At 69.7% G+C, this 13,666-nt stretch carries 10 protein-coding genes; 4 read left to right on the top strand and 6 right to left on the bottom strand.

The features are described from left to right. Window positions 1-5 precede the first annotated feature (5 nt). Together ppc and ABD989_RS02195 are read left to right on the top strand one after the other, a co-directional pair. Entirely contained in the window at window positions 6-2,798 is a 2,793-nt protein-coding gene (ppc, locus tag ABD989_RS02200; protein ID WP_345312261.1) for a phosphoenolpyruvate carboxylase, read from the top strand. Window positions 2,799-2,853: 55 nt separating this feature from the next. Next, entirely contained in the window at window positions 2,854-4,548 is a 1,695-nt protein-coding gene (locus ABD989_RS02195) for a cation:proton antiporter domain-containing protein (RefSeq protein WP_345312260.1), read from the top strand. A gap of 41 nt (window positions 4,549-4,589) precedes the next feature. On the opposite strand, the gene pgl is transcribed toward ABD989_RS02195, so the two are convergent. Genes pgl through tkt form a run of 5 tightly spaced genes read right to left on the bottom strand, consistent with a single transcriptional unit; the run spans window position 4,590 to window position 11,050 of the window. Next, a complete protein-coding gene (pgl, locus tag ABD989_RS02190) occupies window positions 4,590-5,312 on the bottom strand; it encodes a 6-phosphogluconolactonase (protein WP_345312259.1) in 723 nt (240 codons plus the stop codon). A gap of 6 nt (window positions 5,313-5,318) precedes the next feature. After that, the gene (locus ABD989_RS02185; RefSeq protein WP_345312258.1) at window positions 5,319-6,227 is read right to left on the bottom strand and encodes a glucose-6-phosphate dehydrogenase assembly protein OpcA; all 909 of its coding nucleotides are present in this window, start codon (window positions 6,225-6,227) and stop codon (window positions 5,319-5,321) included. A 10-nt stretch (window positions 6,228-6,237) separates the two neighbouring features. Then, window positions 6,238-7,788 (bottom strand): glucose-6-phosphate dehydrogenase, encoded by a 1,551-nt coding sequence (gene zwf, locus ABD989_RS02180; protein WP_345312257.1) that lies wholly within the window; start codon window positions 7,786-7,788, stop codon window positions 6,238-6,240. Window positions 7,789-7,793: 5 nt separating this feature from the next. Further along, window positions 7,794-8,912 (bottom strand): transaldolase, encoded by a 1,119-nt coding sequence (tal, locus tag ABD989_RS02175; RefSeq protein WP_345312256.1) that lies wholly within the window; start codon window positions 8,910-8,912, stop codon window positions 7,794-7,796. A 38-nt stretch (window positions 8,913-8,950) separates the two neighbouring features. Beyond that, window positions 8,951-11,050: a transketolase gene (gene tkt / locus ABD989_RS02170; protein ID WP_345312255.1), complete on the bottom strand. Its 2,100-nt coding sequence runs from the start codon at window positions 11,048-11,050 to the stop codon at window positions 8,951-8,953. Between the two features lie 219 nt (window positions 11,051-11,269). Between tkt and ABD989_RS02165 the strand changes: the two genes are divergently transcribed. Next, window positions 11,270-12,280: a heme o synthase gene (locus tag ABD989_RS02165; protein ID WP_345312254.1), complete on the top strand. Its 1,011-nt coding sequence runs from the start codon at window positions 11,270-11,272 to the stop codon at window positions 12,278-12,280. 24 nt (window positions 12,281-12,304) lie between these two features. On the opposite strand, the gene ABD989_RS02160 is transcribed toward ABD989_RS02165, so the two are convergent. Further along, window positions 12,305-13,270 carry a quinone oxidoreductase family protein gene (locus ABD989_RS02160; RefSeq protein ID WP_345312253.1) on the bottom strand — a complete coding sequence of 322 codons (966 nt, stop codon included), beginning with the start codon at window positions 13,268-13,270 and terminating at the stop codon, window positions 12,305-12,307. A gap of 33 nt (window positions 13,271-13,303) precedes the next feature. Here ABD989_RS02160 and ABD989_RS02155 point away from each other — a divergent pair, with 33 nt between their 5' ends. Continuing rightward, window positions 13,304-13,666: a hypothetical protein gene (locus ABD989_RS02155; protein ID WP_372493248.1), complete on the top strand. Its 363-nt coding sequence runs from the start codon at window positions 13,304-13,306 to the stop codon at window positions 13,664-13,666.

Genomic DNA, 13,666 nt, shown 5'->3' with positions numbered 1-13,666 from the left:
TCGGCATGAGCACTCTGCCGATGATCAGCCGCCTGGCCGTAGACGACACCGGACGGGCTGCCACCGAACCCTTACGCGAAGACATCCGCTTTCTCGGCGGTCTGCTGGGGCAGGTGATCGCCGACCACGCCGGCGCGGAAACCTTTGCCCTGGTAGAGGATTCGCGTCGCGACGCGTTCGCCGTTCGGGATCGCGAACTCTCCCGCGATGTGCTCGCGGCTCGCTACACCGATCCCGGTGTGGCCCAACTGCTTCCGGTGATCCGGGCGTTCTCCAACTTCGCGCTGCTGGCCAACCTCGCTGAGGACCTGCATCGGGAACGACGACGCCGTATCCACCTGCTGGCCGGTGATCCGCCCCAGCCCTCCAGTCTCGCCGCCAGCCTCACCGCCCTCGCCGCGTCGGACTGCACCGACGACGAGGTGGGCGCCGCGCTCGCCCACGGTGCGGTGATCCCGGTGATCACGGCACACCCCACCGAGACGCGCCGCCGCAGCGTCTTCGACGCCCAGAACCGCATCACCGAACTGATGCGGGTGCGCGCGCGCACCGAACTGACGCCCGCCGAGGCGGCGGCCCTGGACGCCGAGATCGGCGAGCAGATCCTGCGCCTGTGGCAGACCGCACTGATCCGGCTGCGGCGCTTGACCATCAGCGACGAGATCACCACCGGGCTGCGCTACTACGACGCCTCCTTCTTCGAGGTGGTGCCGCGGCTCAACCGCGACGTCCGCCGCATGCTGAGCGAGACCTACCCGGCGGCCGACCTCGAGGAGCTGTCCATCATCACGATGGGCTCGTGGATCGGCGGCGATCGCGACGGCAACCCGTTCGTGACCGGCGAGGTGGTGACCGAGGCGACGTCGGCCGCCGCCGCGGCCGCGCTGCGCCATCACCTCGACGAGGTGCACGAGCTGCGGCAGGAACTGGCGATGTCCGCGCGCCTGGTCGGTCCGATCACCGACGACCTGCGTCGGCTCGGCGGGCCGGAATGCCTCGACGACGACGAACCCTTCCGCTGCGCGCTCCGCGTGGTCCGCGCCCGGCTGGCGGCCACCGGACGGGCGCTGCTCGGCACCGACTTCCTGACGGCGACCGAACTCGAGTGGGCCCAGGACGCCCGCGCCTACGCCGATCCCGCGGAGCTGTCCGCCGACCTCGACGTGGTCGACGCAGCCCTGCGGGCGGCGGTCGACGCGTCGATCGCCGACAACCGCCTCGGGGCCCTCCGCGAAGCAGTCCGCACCTTCGGCTTTCACCTGTCCGGCCTGGACATGCGCCAGAACTCGGAGACCCACGAGGAGGTGATCGCCGAACTGCTGGCGTGGGCGGGCGCGTGCCCGGACTACCGCAGCCTGGACGAGGCCGAGCGCGTCGCACTGCTGTCGGCAGAGCTCACCTCCCGGCGGCCGCTGCTGCAGGCCGGTGCCGATCTCAGTGACCTCGCCGTCAAGGAACTCGGCGTGCTCGAGGCGGCCGCCACCGCGGTGGCCCGGTTCGGGCCCGCCGCGGTGCCGACCTACATCATCAGCATGTGCACCTCGGTGTCCGATCTGCTGGAAGCGCTGCTGCTGCTCAAGGAGGTCGGGCTCTACGGTCTCGACGCCGAGGGCGCCCCGGTGTGCACGGTGCGCGTAGTACCGCTGCTGGAGACCATCGAGGACCTGCAGGCCGGGGCCGCGATCCTCACCGCCGCCCTGGAACTGCCCTTCTACCGCGCCCTGATCGACGTCCAGCAAGGCGTGCAGGAGATCATGCTCGGTTACTCCGACTCCAACAAGGACGGCGGCTACCTCGCCGCCAACTGGGCGCTGTATCGGGCCGAGCTCGACCTGGTGGCCGCTGCCGCCGCGGCCGGCATCGCGTTGCGGCTGTTCCACGGCCGCGGCGGCACGGTGGGACGCGGCGGCGGGCCCAGTTACGACGCCATCCTCGCGCAGCCGCCCGGCGCGGTGCAGGGGTCGCTGCGCCTCACCGAACAGGGCGAGATCATCGCCGCGAAGTACGCCGAACCGATCAGCGCCCGCCGCAACCTGGAGACCCTGGTGGCCGCGGCCCTCGAATCGACGCTGCTCGACACCGAGGGCCTGGGGGAGGACTCGGCCGCCGCCTACGCGGTGCTCGACGAGCTGGCGGCGCTGGCGCGCAGCGCCTACGGCGACCTGGTGCACCGTACGCCCGGCTTCGTCGAGTATTTCACCGACTCCACGCCGCTGTCGGAGATCGGCGCGCTGAACATCGGCAGCCGGCCCACCTCCCGGAAACAGACGACGGCGATCTCCGATCTGCGCGCGATCCCGTGGGTGCTGTCGTGGACGCAGTGCCGCGTGATGCTGCCCGGCTGGTACGGCACCGGCAGCGCCTTTTCCGCCTGGGTGGGCGACGACCCGGACCGCCTGGCACAGCTGGCCGACTACTACCGGCGCTGGCCGTTCTTCCGCTCGGTGATGTCGAACATGGCGCAGGTGCTGGCCAAGTCCGATCTGGGCCTGGCTGCGCGCTACGCCGAACTGGTGCCCGACGCGGACCTGCGCGAGCGTGTCTTCGGGATGATCGTCAACGAACACGCCCGCACCCTGGACATGTACGCGGCGATTACCGGGACCGACGACCTGCTCGCCGACAACGACGCGCTGAAGCGCTCGGTGTACAACCGGTTCCCGTACTTGGAGCCGCTGAATCTGATGCAGGTGGAGCTGCTGCGGCGGTTCCGCTCCGGGCAGGACTCGCCGCAGATCCGCCGCGCCATCCAGCTGACGATGAACGGTCTGGCCACCGCGCTGCGCAATAGCGGTTGAGCGGGTAACAGCGGCTGATTCGAGGTCCGCCCGAGGCCTCACTAGGGTTGACCGCATGACTCTGTTGGCCGTCTACCTCGCCGTGGTCTTCGGTTGCGGACTCGTCGCCAAGCTCATCCGTCTTCCTCCGCTGATCGGTTTCCTGGCGGCCGGCTTCATCTTGAAGGCGGCCGACGTGGAGATGCTCGGCGGGCTGGACATCATGTCCGAGGTCGGCGTCACGCTGCTCCTGTTCGCGATCGGTCTGCAGTTGGATCTGCGTTCGCTGATCAAGAAGGAGGTCTGGCTCAACGCCGGGGCGGACATGGCGGTGATGACCGGAATCGGCATCGGCTTCCTCTCACTGATGGGCGTGCTCGGCGCCTTCGGCCCGCAATCGCTGACGGTGCTGGCGGCGATCGCGTTCGTCCTGTCGTTCTCCAGCACCATCGTCGCGGTGAAGATCCTGCAGGAGCGCGGCGACGAACAGTCGCTGTACGGCCGGATCGTGATCGGCGTGCTCGTGGTGCAGGACATCGGTGCGGTGGTGCTGATGTCGATCTCGCGCGGGGAGGCGCCGAGTCTGTGGGCGCTGATCCTCGTGGTGGTGGTGCCTGCCCTCGCGTGGGCCACCAAGTACTGGAGTCGTCTCGGACACGGTGAGATGGAGGTGCTGTTCGGCCTCGGTATGGCGGTGATCCCGGGCTACCTCCTGTTCACCGCAGTCGGGCTGTCCGGCAGTCTCGGCGCGCTGGTGATGGGAGTGGTTCTCGCCCGCCATTCGGGCGCCGAACGCCTGTCCAACGCCCTGTTCCGCATCAAGGATCTGCTGCTGGTCGGCTTCTTCGTCTCCATCGGCTTCCACGGCATCCCCACCTGGGAGAACGTGGTCATCGGGCTGGGACTGCTGCTGCTCCTGCCGATGCAGGCTTTCCTCTACTGGGGATTGCTCTGGCTGCTCGGCCTGCGCAACCGCACGTCGCTGCTCGCGGCCTTCGCCCTCGCGAACTACTCTGAGTTCGCCCTGATCATCGCGGAGATCGGCACCGAGGACGGCTGGCTGTCCGAGGAATGGCTGCTCTCCCTGGTGATCGCCGTGGCGGGCAGCTTCGTGATCGCCGGTCTCGTGAACCCGACCAGCGTCTCGGGTATCTCCCGGCTGGCACGGCGCCTGCCCACCCGCCCGCCGGACAAGATCCACCCCGAAGACCGGCCCATCGACGTCGGCGACGCCGAGGCCGTGGTGCTCGGCATGGGACGAGTCGGGTCGGCCGTGTACCGCCGGCTCACCGAGGAGTACGGGTACAACACCCTCGGAGTGGAACACGACCCCAACCGAATTCGCGCGCTCGTACCGCAGGGCTTCCAGATCATCGAGGGCGATGCCACCGACTGCGACTTCTGGACCCGGGTGGTCACCGGTAGCGGCGTCAAGATGATCGTGCTCGCGATGCCCGCGCAGTACGCCAACATCGAGGCCTTGCGTGAACTGCAGCGCATCGGCGACGGGGGAGCAGTGGTGGCATCGGTCGCGCTCTACCGCGAGGACGTGGCGGAGCTGACCGAGCTCGGCACCGACGTGGTGATCCACCTGTACGCCGGTGCCGGCGAGGCCCTCGCCGACCGCGCCGTGGAAGCGGTACGGGCCCGAGACAACGACGACGACGACCGCCTGCCGCCGGTCGAGGGGAAGCCGGACCGCTTCGATCGGCACATGCTCGGCACCCGCGAGACGCGGGTGCGCGACGACACGCGCCTACCGGACGGTTAGGCCCCGATCGATCAGGCCGCTAAGGATCAGGCCGCTAAGGATCAGGCCAGGTCCGCGGCAGCGGCCGCGTCGACGAACCAGACCGTCCGCTCGGTGCCGTGTGCTCCGGCGCACGGCCAGTCGGCACGATCGGCACCGCGGTGGGCAGCGGCGACGGCCTCGGCCTTCTCCGCGCCGGACACCAGGAACCACACCTCGCGGGACCGGTTGATCACCGGGAAGGTCAGCGTGATGCGGCGCGGCGGCGGCTTCGGCGAATCGGACACCGCCACCACCGGCGCGGAGCTCTCGGCGGTCGCGGCGGTGTGCGGGAACAGCGAGTTGATGTGGCCCTCGCCGCCCATGCCCAGCAGGTGCACGTCGAAGGCGAGGTCGTCGTCGATCAGTTTCGCGTAGGCGCGGGTGGCGGCCGCCAGGTCGTCACCGAACTCGCCGTCGCTGGCGGGCATCATGTGCACCCGCGCCGGATCCAGCGGTACCTGACCGAGCAGCGCCTGCCGCGCCTGCCACGCGTTGCGCTCGGGGTCGTCAGCAGGCAGGAAGCGCTCGTCGCCCCAATACAGGTCGACGCGGCTCCAGTCGATGACGGCCGGGTCGGCGACCAGGGCGCGCAGCAGCCCGATGCCGTTGGAGCCCCCGGTGAGGGCGAGCACGGCGCGTCCGCGCGCCTGCTGGGCGCGGGCCACCGCATCGACGAACCGCGCGGCCGCGGTCTCCAGCAGCGCCGGGGCGTCGTCGAAGATCAGCGTTTCGAGTTCACTCATCAACCCTCAGTCCTCTTGTGTGACGCTGGAAAGTCCTTCCAGCGCATGGCGATACACGATGTCGGCATCCAGACGGCGGAGTTCCTCGGCGAGGCATTCTGCCGTGGTGCGACGTTTGAACGGCATCCGGCCGTCGGGGCGCCCGGGGAAGTGCAGGATGCCGCCGCCAGCGTCGTCCATGACCAGTTCCACGGCACCGTCACTGCGCTCGAGGCTGACCCGCCAGTCCCCGACGCGGCGGGTGACCGGTACCCCGAGGGCGTGGGCCAACCAGCCGGCGATCAGGTCCAGACCCGGGATGTGCGCCGGTCCGCACACCGCCGCGGAGTCCACCGGTGCGTGCGGCGGTCGGTCCAGCGCAGAGGCCAGCATGGCGCGCCACGGCGTGGTCGCGCTCCACGCCAGGTCGGTGTCGCCGGCGCTGTACCCGAGACGTCGCGCAGCGAGCGCGCCGTCGCAGTCGGCCGCCGACCGGGCGTCGGTGATACGACGCGAGGCCAGCCGGCCGAGCGGGTCGGCGGCGGGGCGGGCCGGCGCGCGGCCGGGCCACCACGTCACCACCGGGGTGTCCGGCAACAGGAAAGGCGTCACCACGGCGTGCGGGTGGTCGGCGAGCTCGCCGTGCAGACCCAGCACCACCACCTCGGAGGCGCCGGCGTCGCCGCCCACGCGGATCTGGGCGTCGAGCTGGGTGGCCTGGTTCCGGTCGCCGCGACTGACGACGATCACGCGGCACGGGTGCTCGCGACTGGCCTGATTGGAGGCGTCGACCGCGGCCTCGGCCTCCTCCCCGGCATCGGTGTCGATGACGAGGGTCAGTACCCGCCCGATGGTCACCTCGCCGCCGGAGTTGCGCATGCGGACAAGCTTCTTGCTGATGTCGAGCGTGCTGGTGTCGGGAAGATCGACGATCATCGCTGCCTCCTCAGGGCCGCCGCCAGGTCCGGCCGGTGCGTTCCATCATCTTGTCCGCGTCGGCGGGGCCCCAGGTGCCTGCGTCGTAGGTCTCCGGTGCGCCCTCGGTGGCCCACTCGGCGAGCACCGGGTCGAGGATCTGCCAGCTGAGTTCCACTTCCTCGTTCACCGGGAACAACGACGGCTCGTCGAGCAGCACGTCGAGCAGGAGACGCTCGTAGGCTTCCGGCGAGCTGACCGTGAAGGCCTCGCCGTAGGAGAAGTCCATGTTGACGTCGCGGACCTCCATGCCGGTGCTCGGCACCTTGGAACCGAAGCGGAGCGTGACGCCTTCGTCCGGCTGCACCCGGATCACCAGGGCGTTCTGCCCCAGCTCGGCGGTCATCGAGTCGTCGAACGGCAGGTGCGGAGCCCGTTTGAAGATCAGTGCGATCTCGGTGACCCGACGCCCCAGACGCTTGCCGGTGCGCAGGTAGAACGGCACTCCCGCCCAGCGGCGCGTGTCCACCTCCACGGCGATCGCCGCGTAGGTCTCGGTGGTCGAATCGGCCCGGAAGCCCTCGTCGAGCAGACCGGGCACCGGTTCCGAGCCCTGCCAGCCGGGGCCGTAGCGGCCGCGGGCGGAGTTCTCGTCGATCGGCAGCAGATTCCGCGTCGACATCAGCACTTTGATCTTCTCCACCTGCAGCTCCCGCGGGGAGAAGGAGATGGGCTCCTCCATCGCGATCAGCGCGAGCAACTGCAGCAGGTGGTTCTGGATCACGTCGCGGGCGGCGCCGATGCCGTCGTAGTAGCCCGCGCGCCCGCCCAGACCGATGTCCTCGGCCATGGTGATCTGCACATGATCGATGTAGTGGCTCGACCACAGCGGTTCGAAGAGCTGGTTGGCGAACCGCAGCGCCAGGATGTTCTGGACCGTCTCCTTGCCCAGGTAGTGATCGATGCGGAACACCGACTCCTCCGGGAAGACACTGTTGACCAGGGTGTTCAGTTCCTTGGCGGATTCCAGATCGTGGCCGAACGGTTTCTCGATGATCACCCGCTGCCAGGATCCGTCGGTGCCCGGGGCGGCCAGCCCGGTGCGCTTGAGCTGGTTGAGCACGGTCGGGAAGCTGTTCGGCGGGATCGCGAGGTAGAAGGCGTGATTGCCGTCGGTGCCGCGCTCGCGGTCCAATTCGGCGAGCGTGGTGGTGAGGCGGTCGAAGGCGTCGTCGTCGTCGAAGCTGCCCTCGATGAAGCGGATGCCCTCGGCCAGTCGCTCCCAGCGTTCCTCGTCGAAGCGGGTGCGCGAATGCTCCTTCACCGCGTCGCGGACGGTGTCGGCGAAGTCCCGGTCACTCCATTCGCGGCGGGCGAAGCCGACCAGCGCGAAGCTGGGCGGCAGCAGACCACGGTTGGCGAGGTCGTACACCGCCGGCATCAGTTTGCGGCGGGACAGGTCACCGGTGACGCCGAAGATCACCAGCGCCGACGGCCCGGCGATCCGCGGCAGGCGCCGGTCGTGCGGATCCCGGAGGGGATTGGTCCACGCACCGTCGCCCGAGCCTGCCGCGGGAGCCATCGGGGTCAGGCCTTAGCGCTCGTGAGCTGGGCCGCCGTCGCGGTCAGCAGTTCGTCCCAGGCATCGACGAACTTGGTCACGCCCTCGGTCTCGAGAAGCGCGAAGACGTCGCCGAGATCGATGCCGACGCGGCTGAGCGCGTCGAAGACGCCGCGGCTCTCCTCGTCCCGGCCGACGATCGACTCGGTGTTCACCCAGCCGTGGTCGGCGAAGGCCAGCATGGTCTTGCCAGGCATGGTGTTCACCGTGTCGGGTGCGACCAGTTCGCTGACGTACAGCGTGTCCGGGTACTCCGGGTTCTTCACGCCGGTCGACGCCCACAGCGCCCGCTGCGGGCGTGCGCCGTGCGCCTTCAGGTCGGGGAAGCGCACCCCGAGATCGAAGACCTCGGTGTAGGCCGCGTAGGCCAGGCGGGCGTTGGCCAGACCGGCCTTGCCACGCAGCGCGAGCGCCTCGGGGGTGCCGATCTGATCCAGGCGCTTGTCGATCTCGGTGTCCACGCGGGAGACGAAGAACGAGGCGACCGAGACGATGTCGGCGACGTCGTGCCCGTTCTCCAGCGCGGCGTCGAGCCCGTTGAGGAACGCCTCCATCACCTCGCGGTAGCGCTCCACCGAGAAGATCAGGGTCACGTTGACGCTGATGCCCTCGGCCAGCACGCGGGTGATCGCCGGCAGCCCCGCCTTGGTGGCCGGAATCTTGATCAGCACGTTGGAGCGGTCGACGATCTTGGACAGCTCGATCGCCTGCGCCACGGTGGCGTCGGTGTCGTGCGCCAGCCGCGGATCCACCTCGATCGATACGCGACCGTCGACGCCGTCGGAGTCGACGGCGACCGCGGCCAACACGTCACACGCCGACCGGACGTCGTCGGTGGTGATCGCGGTGAGCGTCGCGTCCACGTCGGCGCCCTGCGCGGCGAGCGCGGCGATCTGGTCGTCGTACATCGACGACTTGGCGATGGCCGCCTGGAAGATGGCCGGGTTGGTGGTCACCCCGACCACCGAGTGCTCGTCGATCTCGCGGCGCAGCGCACCCGAGTCGATCATGTCGCGGGACAGGTCGTCGAGCCAGACCGAGACGCCCGCGGCGGACAGGTCGGCGAGTTTCGCATTCTGCGTCATCGAATGTTCTCCTTCTCTCTTCAGAGTCGCTCGGGGGGTCAGCGCTCGAGCAGCCGGTGCGCCGCCGCGGCGACGGCCTCGGCGGTGATCCCGAACTCGGTGTACAGCGTCTGGTACGGTGCCGACGCGCCGAAGTGCTCCAGCGAGACGATCTCGCCCGCTGCGGGGCTGATGCCGCCGCCGCCGTGCACCACGCGGTACCACGGCATGGCGATGCCGGCCTCGATCACCACGCGCGGCACACCGGCGGGGAGCACCGAGTCGCGGTAGGCCTGATCCTGTTCGTCGAACCACTCGAGCGACGGCATGGACACCACGCGTGCCGAAATGCCTTCGGCGGCAAGGGTTTCCGCGGCCTCCACGGCGAGCGAGACCTCCGAGCCGGTGCCGATCAGCACCACGGCCGGGGCCTGCGCGGGCTCGACGAGCACGTAACCGCCGCGGGCGACGCCCTCGTAGGACGTGCCCTCCAGGACCGGGACGTTCTGGCGGGTCAGGGCCAGGCCGACCGGCCGACTGCGGCGGGTCAGCAGATGCCGCCAGGCGTGGGCGGTCTCGTTGGCGTCGGCCGGGCGCACCACGTCCAGGCCCGGGATCGCGCGCAACGCGGCCAGATGCTCCACCGGCTGGTGGGTGGGGCCGTCCTCGCCGAGGCCGATCGAGTCGTGCGTCCACACGTAGATCGGATCGATCTCCATGAGTGCGGCCAGCCGCACCGCGGGGCGCATGTAGTCGGCGAACTGCAGGAAGGTGCCCGCGTACGCGCGCGTCGGGCCGTGCAGCACGATGCCGTTGAGGATCGCCGCCATCGCATGCTCGCGGATGCCGAAGTGCAGGGTGCGACCGTACGGGTGCGCGGTCCAGGTGGAGGTGCTGATCGACTCGGGGCCGAACGACACGGCGCCGTCCATCGTGGTGTTGTTGGAGCCCGCGAGGTCGGCCGAGCCGCCCCACAGTTCCGGCAGCACCGGAGCCAGTGCGGACAGCACCTTGCCCGACGCCGAGCGAGTCGCCACGGCCTTGTCGCCGGGAGCCCAGGTCGGCAGGACGTCTGTCCAGCCCTCCGGAAGCTCGTGGGCGGAGAGACGGTCGAAGAGGGCCTTGTTCTCGGCGTTGTCGGCGGCCCAGGCGTCGAACCCGACCTGCCACTGGGCGCGGTCGGCGGCGGCGCGTTCGGCCAGCGCGCGGGTGTGGGTGATCACCGCGTCGGAGACCTCGAAGTCCAGTTCCGGGTCGAAGCCGAGGATCTTCTTGGTGGCGGCCACCTCGTCGGCGCCGAGCGCACTGCCGTGCGAGGCGCCGGTGTTCATCTTGGTGGGTGCCGGCCAGGCGATAATGGTGCGGATCAGGATGATCGACGGCTTGTCGGTCACGCTCTTGGCGTGCGCCACGGCGGCCTCGATCGCGACGACGTCTTCGCCGCCCTCGATCACCTGGACATCCCAGCCGTACGACGCGTAGCGCGCGGCGGTGTCCTCGGTGAGGGCGATCGTGGTGTCGTCCTCGATCGAGATGTGGTTCTGGTCGTAGAAGACGATCAGGTTGCCCAGCTGCTGGGTGCCGGCCAGCGAACCGGCCTCGGCCGTGACGCCCTCTTCGATGTCGCCGTCGGAGGCGATCACGTAGATGTGATGGTCGAACGGGCTCTGCCCGGTCGCGGCGTCCGGATCGAACAGGCCGCGCTCGCGGCGCGCCGCCATCGCCATGCCGACGGCCGACGCCAGACCCTGGCCCAGGGGACCGGTGGTGATCTCCACGCCCTTGGTGTGCCGGTACTCCGGGTGCCCGGGGGTCAGCGAGTCCCAGGTGCGCAGCGCCTGGATGTCGGACAGTTCCAGACCGAAACCGCCGAGGTAGAGCTGGATGTACTGGGTGAGGCTGGAGTGGCCGCACGACAGGATGAAACGGTCGCGGCCCACCCACTCCGGGTCGGTCGGATCGTGGCGCATCACGCGCTGGTACAGGGTGTACGCCAGGGGTGCCAGGCTCATCGCGGTCCCCGGATGTCCACTCCCGCAGTGCTGCACGGCGTCCGCGGCCAGCAGCCGGGCCGTGTCGACCGCGCGTGTGTCCACCTCCGTCCAATCAGCGGGGTACACCGGCTTGGTCAGCGCTGCGATCTCATCTGTAACGGCCACGATCGGGCAATCTCCTGTGGGGTAGAAACGGCGGATTCCACCAGCCTAGGGCATGTACCGGCATCCGGCCGAGACCGCGTCGTGCGCCACTGCCTGACCGGCCGGATTCTTCGCATAGCGCCGGGAGAGTTACCATTTAAATCATCAGCCCCAGTGCGCATTCGGAATCTGCAATCGCGTCGTCGTGGCTGTGCTGCGCAGAAACAAAGGAGCCAGTCGTTGAGGATCGGGGAAAGCGTAAATACGAACGCTTCCGCCAGCGGCGAGGCATCGCCCGCTTCGGCCACCGCTGAGGCGCCCACCTCGGTACCGGCCCGCCTGAAGGCCACGCTGCTCGCCTATATCGCGCTCACCAAGCCGCGCGTGATCGAGCTGCTGCTGGTATCGACCATCCCGGTGATGCTGCAGGCCGAGCGCGGCCGGGTGGACATCGGCTTGATTCTGATCACCGTGATCGGCGGCTGGTTGGGCGCCGCGAGCGCCAACAGCCTGAACATGGTGGCCGACGCCGACATCGACCAGAAGATGAAGCGCACCGAGCGCCGACCGCTGGCACGCCACGCGGTACCGGTTCGCCACGTGCTGATCTTCGGCCTGGTCCTGGCCGTCGCGTCGTTCCTGGTCCTGTACTTCGGCACCCAGGCGTACGGCAACGTCCGCCCGTGGCTGCCGCCGGTGCTGGTGATGATCACCATCGCCTTCTACGTGGGCGTCTACACCCTCATCCTCAAGCGCCGGACCTGGCAGAACGTGATCTGGGGCGGCGCCGCCGGGTGCATGCCCGCGCTGGTCGGCTGGGCCGCGGTCACCGGTTCGCTGAGCTGGCAGCCGTTCGTGCTGTTCCTGGTGGTCTTCTTCTGGACGCCGCCGCACACCTGGGCGCTGGCCTGGCGCTACCGCGCCGACTACGAGGCCGCCGGGGTGCCGATGCTCCCGGTGATCGCCACTCCTGAGCACGTCACCCGCCAGATGCTGATCTACACCTGGCTCACGGTGATCACGTCGCTGTTCCTGATTCCGGTGACGAGCTGGATCTACTTCGCGGTCGCGATCCTCGCCGGCGGCTGGTTCCTCTGGTACGTGACGCGCCTGTACATCGAGACCCGGCGCGGCGTCGACGTGAAGCCGCTCAAGATCTTCCTCAAGTCCAACGAGTACCTGGCCCTGCTGTTCTGCGGCCTGGCCGTCGACGCCGTGCTCGACTGGCCCACGATCGCCTCGTACTTCTAGGCGTCTCGTACTTCTCGCGTACTCCTAGGGAACGAGCACCGTCGTCCCGGTGGTCCGACGACCCTCCAGGTCCCGGTGGGCCTGCGCCGCGCCGTCCAAGCCATAGCGCTGGCCCACGCGCACCTGCACCGAACCGTCGGCGAGTGCCCCGAAGTATTCGCCGGCGCGCCAGGCCAGTTCCGCCGGATCGGCGATGTAGTGGCCCAGCGTCGGGCGGATCACCGACAGCGACCCGAGCGGGTTGAGTCGCTGCAGATCGAACGGCGGCACCGGTCCGCTCGCGGCGCCGAAGAGCACCACGCGTCCGCGCACCGCGGTCGCCGCCAACGACTGCTCGAAGGTGTCCGCGCCGACGCCGTCGTAGGCCACCGCGACCCCGCGCCCGTCGGTGAGGACGCGGATCCGCTGCGCCAGATCGTCGCCGTAACGCAGGATCTCGTCGGCGCCCGCGGCGCGCGCCAGCCGCTCCTTCGCGTCGCTGGACACGGTGGTCAGCACGCGCAGTCCCGCGCGTGTGGCCAACTGCGTCAGCAGCAGGCCGACGCCGCCCGCACCGGCCTGCACCAGCACGGTCTCGCCGGACCGCGGCGCGGCCGCGCCGTCGAGCAGATAGTGGGCGGTGAGCCCGCGCAGCAGGCTGGAGCCGGCCGCCTCGTCGCTCACCCCGTCCGGGATCACCAGGGCGCGGGCCACCGGCACCGCGACGAGCTCGGCGTAGCTGCCGGGGACGTCGCACCAGGCCACCCGCTGGCCGACGGACAGCTCCGTCACGCCCGGGCCGAGCGCGACGACCTCGCCGGCGCCTTCGCTGCCCGGGACGTACGGCACGGGCATGGGGTAGAGGCCGCTGCGGAGGTAGGTGTCGATGAAGTTCACTCCGGCCGCGCCCACGCGTACCAGGACCTGCCCCGGAGCGGGCTTCGGATCGGGCGCCGGTCCCGGTGTCAGCACGTCGGGACCGCCGATGGACGTCACAGTGATCGCTCGCATAGCTCAGTGTGGCACGCGGTTATGATGAGCCACATGACCGACAACACCGCAGCGCCGACCACGCCCGCCTACGGCGTGGTCGAATCGATCAGCAAGTACGTCGCCGCCGAGGGCGGCTCGGCCAAGGCCGTCCTTCAGCCCGCGGGTGCGGCCGGCGTCCGCATCACGCTGGTGGGCGAGCAGGACGGCGATCTCGCCGACCGGGTGGTGCCCACCCTGGAGGAAGCCCGACGCATCGTCGACGGCATCGAGGGCCTGGAAGTGGCCGAATGGGACCGCGACCTCACCAACAAGGCGACGGTGCAGCCGTCGCACTGGCGTCAGATGGCCGGGTGGGTCGCCGGTTCGCACCGCTTCCCGAAGGCCCGCAACCGCAAGGTCGTCGACTACCGCTGA

Origin of the sequence: Gordonia alkaliphila (assembly GCF_039542465.1) — a bacterium.
Lineage (GTDB): Bacteria > Actinomycetota > Actinomycetes > Mycobacteriales > Mycobacteriaceae > Gordonia > Gordonia alkaliphila.
The sequence above is the reverse complement of the archived record's forward strand: the minus strand, read 5'-3'. Positions and strand labels throughout refer to the sequence as shown.

Excerpts from the sequence above, each read along its gene's own strand:
- pgl (WP_345312259.1), bottom strand. The coding sequence starts at position 5,312 with ATGAGTGAACTCGAAACGCTGATCTTCGACGACGCCCCGGCGCTGCTG.
- tal (WP_345312256.1), bottom strand. The coding sequence starts at position 8,912 with ATGACGCAGAATGCGAAACTCGCCGACCTGTCCGCCGCGGGCGTCTCG.
- ABD989_RS02155 (WP_372493248.1), top strand. The coding sequence starts at position 13,304 with ATGACCGACAACACCGCAGCGCCGACCACGCCCGCCTACGGCGTGGTC.
- ABD989_RS02195 (WP_345312260.1), top strand. The coding sequence starts at position 2,854 with ATGACTCTGTTGGCCGTCTACCTCGCCGTGGTCTTCGGTTGCGGACTC.
- zwf (WP_345312257.1), bottom strand. The coding sequence starts at position 7,788 with ATGGCTCCCGCGGCAGGCTCGGGCGACGGTGCGTGGACCAATCCCCTC.
- ABD989_RS02185 (WP_345312258.1), bottom strand. The coding sequence starts at position 6,227 with ATGATCGTCGATCTTCCCGACACCAGCACGCTCGACATCAGCAAGAAG.
- ABD989_RS02160 (WP_345312253.1), bottom strand. The coding sequence starts at position 13,270 with ATGCGAGCGATCACTGTGACGTCCATCGGCGGTCCCGACGTGCTGACA.
- ppc (WP_345312261.1), top strand. The coding sequence starts at position 6 with ATGAGCACTCTGCCGATGATCAGCCGCCTGGCCGTAGACGACACCGGA.